The following is a 6,523-nucleotide window of genomic DNA, read 5'->3' as shown; positions in this document are numbered from 1 at the left end:
GCCGCCGGGCTGGCCCGGGACGCCCTGCGGCTGCCCGCCCACCCGCGCCTGCTGCTGCTGCGCCCCGGCGCCCCCGGCTGACCGGCACCCGCCGCGGGCCGTGACGGGCGCACCGACGGCGACGGCGACCCCCGCCCCGGACCCCGTTCCCGGCCCCCGGACCCGTACCGACGGGGTGTCAAACCGGCGTATTCCGGTGGGTTCCGCACCAGGTTTTGCGGTAATGGCCGAAATATGCCGGACGTTCCCCCCTCAGACACGCCGAAGCGCCGAACAGCGGCAGGATAAATCAGGACAGATCCGGACTCCCTCACCCCGGCCGAACAGCCAAGCGCATCAAGGCACTAACATGCGGCGGCATGAGCTCCCCCACCGGTCCGGAACAGGGCCTGCCCGTACGAATGCCACGTCCCCGCCAGCCCGGACGCCACCGCCGCCCGGAGCCGGTGACCGCCCCCGACGGCGCACCGGCCCTGGTTCTCGCGGTCCCGGGCCCGCCCTCCGCGGAGAGCCGCAGCCTGGCGGAGGAGGTGGTGAGCATCGCACGCGCCGAGCTTCCCGGCCTCAATGCCCGTATCGGCTTCGCCGAGGGCGACGGCGACGAGTTCCCGTCGCTGCAGGACGTGCTGGCCCGGCTGACCGGCCCGCAGGACAAGCCGGCCGACGAACTGCCCGCCGTGGTGGTGCCGCTGCTGACCGGGCCGGACAGCGCGCAGCTCCGCCTGATCCGCCAGGCGGTGCTGAACAGCGGCTCGGGTGCCGAGCTGACCGACGTTCTCGGCCCGCACCCGCTGCTCGCCGAGGCCGTGCACGTGCGGCTGTCCGAGGCCGGGCTGGCGCGCGCCGACCGGGCACGGCTGTTCACCGTGACCACGGCGGCCGACGGCATCATCCTGGCCACCCTGGGCGGCGAGGACGCCGTGCAGGCCGCGGGCATCACGGGCATGCTGCTCTCCGCCCGGCTGGCCGTGCCGGTGCTCGCCGCCGCGCTGGACGGAGCGGGCTCGGTCGCGGACACCGCGCAGCGGCTGCTGACCGCCGGTTCCCGGCAGCTCGCGCTGGCACCCTGCCTGATCGGTCCGGAGATCCCGGAGGGCCTGCTGGAGGCGGCCGCCGAGGAGGCGGGCTGCCCGGCCTCGGAGCCGCTGGGGGCCTACCCGGCCGTGGGCAAGCTGCTGGTCTCCGCGTACAGCGCCAAGCTGGGCATCGGCCCGCAGCCGTCCACCGCGCCGGTGCGCTGAGCCGGCGCCGGATGCGCCGGAGCACCCGGGACGGTGCGACGGACGGGCAACCGCGGGGCTCCGGTCCGCCTGTCCGCCGCCGTCCCCCGGTGCGTCCGTGCCGTCCGTTGCGGTGGGCGCCTCCTGCCGGACGGCAGTCACCGGTGGGCGGGAGCGACCACGGCGTGCGGCGGGGTCGTCCCGCTCCGCGGCCCGGCCCGGGAGCGCCGGGCCGCGCACGCCTGCGCCGGTGCGGTCGCTTCACGCCGGGAGCGCCGGAGGACCCGGGCGCTGACCGGCCCGGCGGCCCGAGTGCCTGCGGCGGGCTCAGGCGGCAGTCACCGGAGCGTCCGGGGAGGCGTGCAGCGGGGCGGCCAGACGGGCGAGCGCGGCCTCCAGGCCGTGGAGCTGCACCAGCGCCGGATGCGGGTCCGGCTCGGCCGCCGGGGGCGGCGGCTCCGCGGAGGCCAGCAGCGCCATGACCGCGGTCTCCACCCGGGCACAGGCCGCCACCACGCCCACGTTCCGGGCCGTGCCCGCTTCCGTGCCCGCTTCCGAGCCGGGCGCGGCGAGCTCGTCGGCGAGGGCGCGCACCCGCACCGCGCACTCGTCCAGCAGCGCCATGATCCGCCGGGCGCGGGCCTGCCGGGCCCGCAGCGGGTTCAGCGGATGCAGCAGCGGGGCCAGCGCCATGCGGGCGCGGGCCAGCAGGGGCGCCAGCTCGGCGGCCGGCCGGGCCGGGTCCGCCGCCGGATCACCGGCCGCCCGGCGGCCCGCCTGCACGGCGCATTCGCGCACGCATTCCAGGGTCCGGTGGATCCAGTCCACGGTGGCGGCGTGCGTGGTCACCGGGAGCACCAGCGCCACGGCCAGCCCGGCACCCAGCGCGCCGACGGCCGTCTCCGTCAGGCGCAGCGCGAACAGCCCCGGGTGGAGCAGCCCCATCAGCCCGTAGAGCAGGCCCACCAGCACGGTGACGGCGAACATCATCCAGGAGTACGACACCGGTGCGGTGTAGAAGATGAGGAACACGCAGACCGCGGCCGCCGGCACGGTGGCCGGCAGCGCGCCGTCCAGCGGCAGGGCCACCAGCATGCCGGCGCCGATGCCGAGCACCGTGCCGGCCACCCGGCGGAAGCCGCGCACCAGGGTCTCGCCCCGGGAGGCGGTGTTCACGAAGATCCACCAGGCGGCGCCCACCGCCCAGTACCAGCGCTCGGCCGACACCGCCTGACCGACGCCGAGAGCGAAGGCGCAGGCCGCGGTGGTCTGGCAGGCCAGCCGCAGGCTGACCCGGCGCAGTCCGGGCGCGTCCCGCTCGCCGGGCAGCGCGGGCGGCGGGCTGCTGCGGTCCAGCGGCCAGAGCACGAAGCGGGTCAGCGCCGCGACCGCCAGGGAGAGGGTGACCGCCGCGGCCAGGACCGGGAACTGTTCCGTTCCGGTGCGCAGGAACTGGACCACGAAGTAGGTCATGAAGGCGAAGATGCCGAGCGTGTTGCCGCGCACTCCCCAGCGCCGTGCCCAGACTCCGGCGAAGGCCACCGCCAGGAAGGCGGCGTCGCGGGCGAGGGGCTGGGCGTGCAGCGCGGTGGCCAGGGCCAGCACCGGGAGCCCCACGGCGGGCAGCAGCGCGGTGGTGACCGCCTGGGCACGCACTGTGGTGTCGGTGACGGTGAACAGGGCCAGCAGGGCCGCCAGTCCTCCGGTGAGACAGGCGGTCAGGGGAAATCCGGCGAGGGCCGTCGTGGTGACGGCCAGGCCGATGCCGAGCACCGCTCGGGTGGAGTTCCGCAGCCGGAACAGCCCCGGATCGGGGGCCACGAACATCCGCTTCACGGCGGTCCGCCGCTCCTTTGGGTCGCAGCTCGTCACGCCGGGCTGCGGCCCGGGGATGGTGGGCGGCATGCGGTGGACATGACGAAGGCACCGCGCTCCGGTCCGGCCTCGTCGCCGTCCGGCGCTGCGCGGCGCCGAGATGCATGGGATGACTCAAGGATATACGTGCATCCGCCAATGATTCCACTCGGGCGCCGCCGCGCCGCGGGCCCGGGGCCCCGCGGTCGGCGTCCGGCGCCCGCACCGTCCCCGGGCCCGCAGCCCGGGGCACGGGGCACGGGCACGGGCTGGGGGCAGGCGGGGCCGGACGCCGACCGCGGTCAGGACGCCAGAATCCCGCCGAAGCTCCGCTCCACGCCGAAGTCCGCGGCGGTGAACTGGCGGGAGAGGAGGGTGAGCGGCCCGCCGCGGACCACCGGCATCACGGTGACGTCGTCGTTCTGGCCCCGGAAGACCGTGGCGGCGACGGCGAGACCGCCCACCCGGCCCGGTCCGGCCGCCGGGAGGAGCTGCACGTCGCGGCCGAAGAACCAGTGGCCGGCGGTGTCACCGGGGACGCCGGGGCTGTCCAGGTCGATCTGCCGCACCCGGGAGGCGTCCGGCCCGCCGGGCGACCCGGGCACGAAGACCACCTGCCCGCGTGCGTAGCTCCCGTCCGCCCCGGGGATGTGGGCGATGCCGAGCGCCAGATCGGCGTACCCGTCGCCGGTGGCGTCGGCCAGTGAGAAGCTCCAGCCGCGGCTGTCGGCCTCGTCGGTGTGGGCGTCCCTCGGCAGACCGAGGGCCGCGCGGTCCAGGAAGACCGGTTCCCGGTCGCCGGCCGGACCCTGCGGGCCGCCGTAGTACAGGGTGAGCCGGGAGTCGTGGCTGCCCTCGGCGGTCACCAGGTCCTGGTAGCCGTCGCCGTCCACGTCCCCGGCCAGGGCCGTGTGACTGCCGGGGGAGTCGGGGAAGAAGCCCTGGAACTCCCGGTACAGCTCACGGACGTGCGCCATGCCGCCGTCCCCGCCCCCGCCCCCGCCCCCGTCCCCGGCGCGGAAGTAGGCGGCCCAGGCGGCGAGGGAGCCGTCCATCATGGGGTGGATCACACCGCGGGCGANGCGCGGAAGTAGGCGGCCCAGGCGGCGAGGGAGCCGTCCATCATGGGGTGGATCACACCGCGGGCGACCAGTTCGTCCCGGCCGTCGCCGTCGAAGTCGGCGGCGATCAGCCCGCGCGCCTGGCGGCTGCGGGCATCGGTGGGGGTCTGCGGCTCCCACTCCAGCCCTTCGGTGAGCACGGCCGCGGGCTCGGGGGCGGCCCGGCCCTCGGCCGGGTGGTGGAGGGTGAGCTGCCGGTCGGCGAGCAGGGCCAGTTCGTCCCGGCCGTCGCCGTCGAAGTCGCCCACGGCCGGGAACTCCCCGGGCCCGCCGACCCGGACACCACCGCCGGTCAGGCCGTCGGCGGTGCCCCAGACGATGGTGAGCGGCCTGCTCCGGGAACCGACCACCAGGTCTTCGTGACCGTCGCCGTTCAGGTCTCCCCTGGCGAAGGTGTCGCCGAAGTTCTCGTAGTCGCCGCCGTCGGGAATCCCGGCCTCGCCGGGGATCAGGGTGGTGGAGCGCCCGGCGGAGTACCCGGAGCGGGAGCCGTGCAGCACCACGACGTGGCCGTCGCTGGAGCGGGCCTGCGGGGAGCCGATGATCAGCGGCGGGTAGCCGGATGTGCCGCCGTGCGGGTGTCCGCCGCCGTGCGCGGCCGGTGCCGCCGCCCCGAGCAGCAGTCCGGCCAGGGCCGCCGCCACGGCCGGACGCGTCCTGCGAGCTAAGCGTGTATCACGCAAGTGCATAGGCATTCCCCGAGGTTAGGAAATCCCCCGGGCCGCCGACACCCCCGTGACGGAGGACGGCACGGGTGACGTCCGGCGGGCGCCCCGGCACCGCCGCCGTGTCACCCGAGGAAGGACAGCCGCACCTGGCGGCGGGGGTTGTCGCCGTTGGTGTCCACCAGGCAGACCGACTGCCATGTGCCCAGGGCCAGCCGCCCGCCCGTCACCGGCAGCGTGGCGTGCGGCGGCACGATGGCCGGCAGTACGTGGTCGCGGCCGTGGCCGGGGCTGCCGTGCCGGTGCCGCCAGCGGTCGTCGGCCGGGAGCAGGTCGCGCAGTGCGGACAGCAGGTCGTGGTCGCTGCCCGCGCCGGTCTCGATCAGCGCCACGCCCATGGTGGCGTGCGGGGCGAAGACGTTGAGCAGCCCGTCCCGTCCGGCCGCCGCCTCCCGCAGAAAGCTCTCGCACTCCCCGGTGATGTCGTGGACGGTCTCCCGGCTGCCGGTGGCGACATCGATCACTCGCGTGGTGAAGGCATCAGACATGTCTCCATCCCAGCACAGCGGCCCCGGGCCTGGCGGCCCGCCGCCCGTCCCTGGCCGCCGCGCGGGGGCGGGTGACGGCCGTGACCGCGGCCGCGTCACACCGGTGCCCCGGCCCGGGTCATGAAGTGACGACGGCGCACGGAAGGAGAATGCCGGTCATGGACCCACACCCGACCGGGCACCAGCAGGACGGACAGCGAGGTCTCGCGGAGTGCTTCGAGACACACCGCTCCCGGCTGCGGGCGGTTGCCCACCGGATACTCGGCTCGGCCGGCGAGGCGGACGACGCGGTGCAGGAGGCGTGGCTGCGCCTGAGCCGCACGGACACGGAGCAGGTGGAGAACCTCGGCGGCTGGCTGACCACGGTCGTGGCACGGGTGTCACTGAACATGCTGCGCTCCCGCTCCACCCGGCGGGAACTGCCGCTGGACTCCGGCTCCGCCGGCCCGTGGGAGCCGCCCGGCCCGGGCGGTGCCGCCGAAGGGCCGGCGGGCGGGGGGAGCTTCGGGGCGGAGCCCGAAGACGCCGCCGTGCGCGCCGATTCCGTCGGCCTGGCCATGCTGGTCGTTCTGGACACCCTCTCGCCCGCCGAACGGCTGGCGTTCGTCCTGCACGACATGTTCGGGGTGCCGTTCGACGAGATCGCGCCGATCGTGGAGCGCACTCCGGCCGCCACCCGCCAGCTGGCCAGCCGTGCCCGGCGCCGGGTCCGCGGCACCGACCCGGGGACGGCCTCCCCGGACGGCACCTCGCCGGGCCGCCGAAGGGAGATCATCGACGCGTTTCTGGCAGCCGCGCGCGGCGGCGGCTTCGAGGCCCTGCTGACGCTGCTCGATCCGGAGGTGGTGGTGCGGGCCGACAGCGTCGCGGTGGCGATCGGCGCGGCGCCGGAGATCCGCGGGGTCCCGGCGGTCAGCGAGTTCCTGCGGGGCCGCTCCGCCGGTGCCCGTCCTGCCCTGCTGGGCGGGGCGTCCGGCCTGGTCTGGGCCCCGGGCGGCCGGGTGAAGGTGGCCTGGTCGTTCACCATCACCGGCGGCCGGATCGCGGCCATCGATCTCGTCGCGGACGAGGAGGAGCTGGACGCTCTGCAGGTCGTCCTGCTCTGACCGGCCGGG

At 76.1% G+C, this 6,523-nt stretch carries 6 protein-coding genes; 2 read left to right on the top strand and 4 right to left on the bottom strand.

Annotation, left to right across the window (positions count from 1 at the left end; all coding sequences use genetic code 11):
* Nucleotides 1-359: 359 nt before the first annotated feature.
* A complete protein-coding gene (locus GQS09_RS14560; protein ID WP_165986486.1) occupies nucleotides 360-1,241 on the top strand; it encodes a sirohydrochlorin chelatase in 882 nt (293 codons plus the stop codon).
* 306 nt (nucleotides 1,242-1,547) lie between these two features.
* Here the strand turns inward: GQS09_RS14560 and GQS09_RS14555 are convergent, their stop codons facing one another.
* The 4 genes from GQS09_RS14555 to GQS09_RS14540 all read right to left on the bottom strand — a co-directional run bounded on the left by GQS09_RS14555 (nucleotide 1,548) and on the right by GQS09_RS14540 (nucleotide 5,408).
* Nucleotides 1,548-3,047, bottom strand: a complete 1,500-nt coding sequence (locus GQS09_RS14555) for an FUSC family protein (RefSeq protein WP_165986489.1) — start codon at nucleotides 3,045-3,047, stop codon at nucleotides 1,548-1,550.
* A gap of 329 nt (nucleotides 3,048-3,376) precedes the next feature.
* Entirely contained in the window at nucleotides 3,377-4,132 is a 756-nt protein-coding gene (locus GQS09_RS14550; RefSeq protein ID WP_165986485.1) for a VCBS repeat-containing protein, read from the bottom strand.
* Between the two features lie 8 nt (nucleotides 4,133-4,140).
* Nucleotides 4,141-4,839, bottom strand: a complete 699-nt coding sequence (locus tag GQS09_RS14545; protein ID WP_165986484.1) for a VCBS repeat-containing protein — start codon at nucleotides 4,837-4,839, stop codon at nucleotides 4,141-4,143.
* 146 nt (nucleotides 4,840-4,985) lie between these two features.
* Nucleotides 4,986-5,408 carry a secondary thiamine-phosphate synthase enzyme YjbQ gene (locus GQS09_RS14540; protein WP_165986483.1) on the bottom strand — a complete coding sequence of 141 codons (423 nt, stop codon included), beginning with the start codon at nucleotides 5,406-5,408 and terminating at the stop codon, nucleotides 4,986-4,988.
* Nucleotides 5,409-5,566: 158 nt separating this feature from the next.
* Between GQS09_RS14540 and GQS09_RS14535 the strand changes: the two genes are divergently transcribed.
* A complete protein-coding gene (locus tag GQS09_RS14535; protein ID WP_165986482.1) occupies nucleotides 5,567-6,514 on the top strand; it encodes a sigma-70 family RNA polymerase sigma factor in 948 nt (315 codons plus the stop codon).
* Nucleotides 6,515-6,523 lie beyond the last annotated feature (9 nt).

Origin of the sequence: Streptomyces sp. YIM 98790, from assembly GCF_011421595.1 — a bacterium.
GTDB lineage: Bacteria > Actinomycetota > Actinomycetes > Streptomycetales > Streptomycetaceae > Streptomyces.
The sequence above is the reverse complement of the archived record's forward strand: the minus strand, read 5'-3'. Positions and strand labels throughout refer to the sequence as shown.

Coding starts and splice junctions, on each gene's coding strand:
- GQS09_RS14550 (WP_165986485.1), bottom strand. CDS start 4,132: ATGATGGACGGCTCCCTCGCCGCCTGGGCCGCCTACTTCCGCGCCGGG.
- GQS09_RS14535 (WP_165986482.1), top strand. CDS start 5,567: ATGGACCCACACCCGACCGGGCACCAGCAGGACGGACAGCGAGGTCTC.
- GQS09_RS14555 (WP_165986489.1), bottom strand. CDS start 3,047: ATGTTCGTGGCCCCCGATCCGGGGCTGTTCCGGCTGCGGAACTCCACC.
- GQS09_RS14540 (WP_165986483.1), bottom strand. CDS start 5,408: ATGTCTGATGCCTTCACCACGCGAGTGATCGATGTCGCCACCGGCAGC.
- GQS09_RS14560 (WP_165986486.1), top strand. CDS start 360: ATGAGCTCCCCCACCGGTCCGGAACAGGGCCTGCCCGTACGAATGCCA.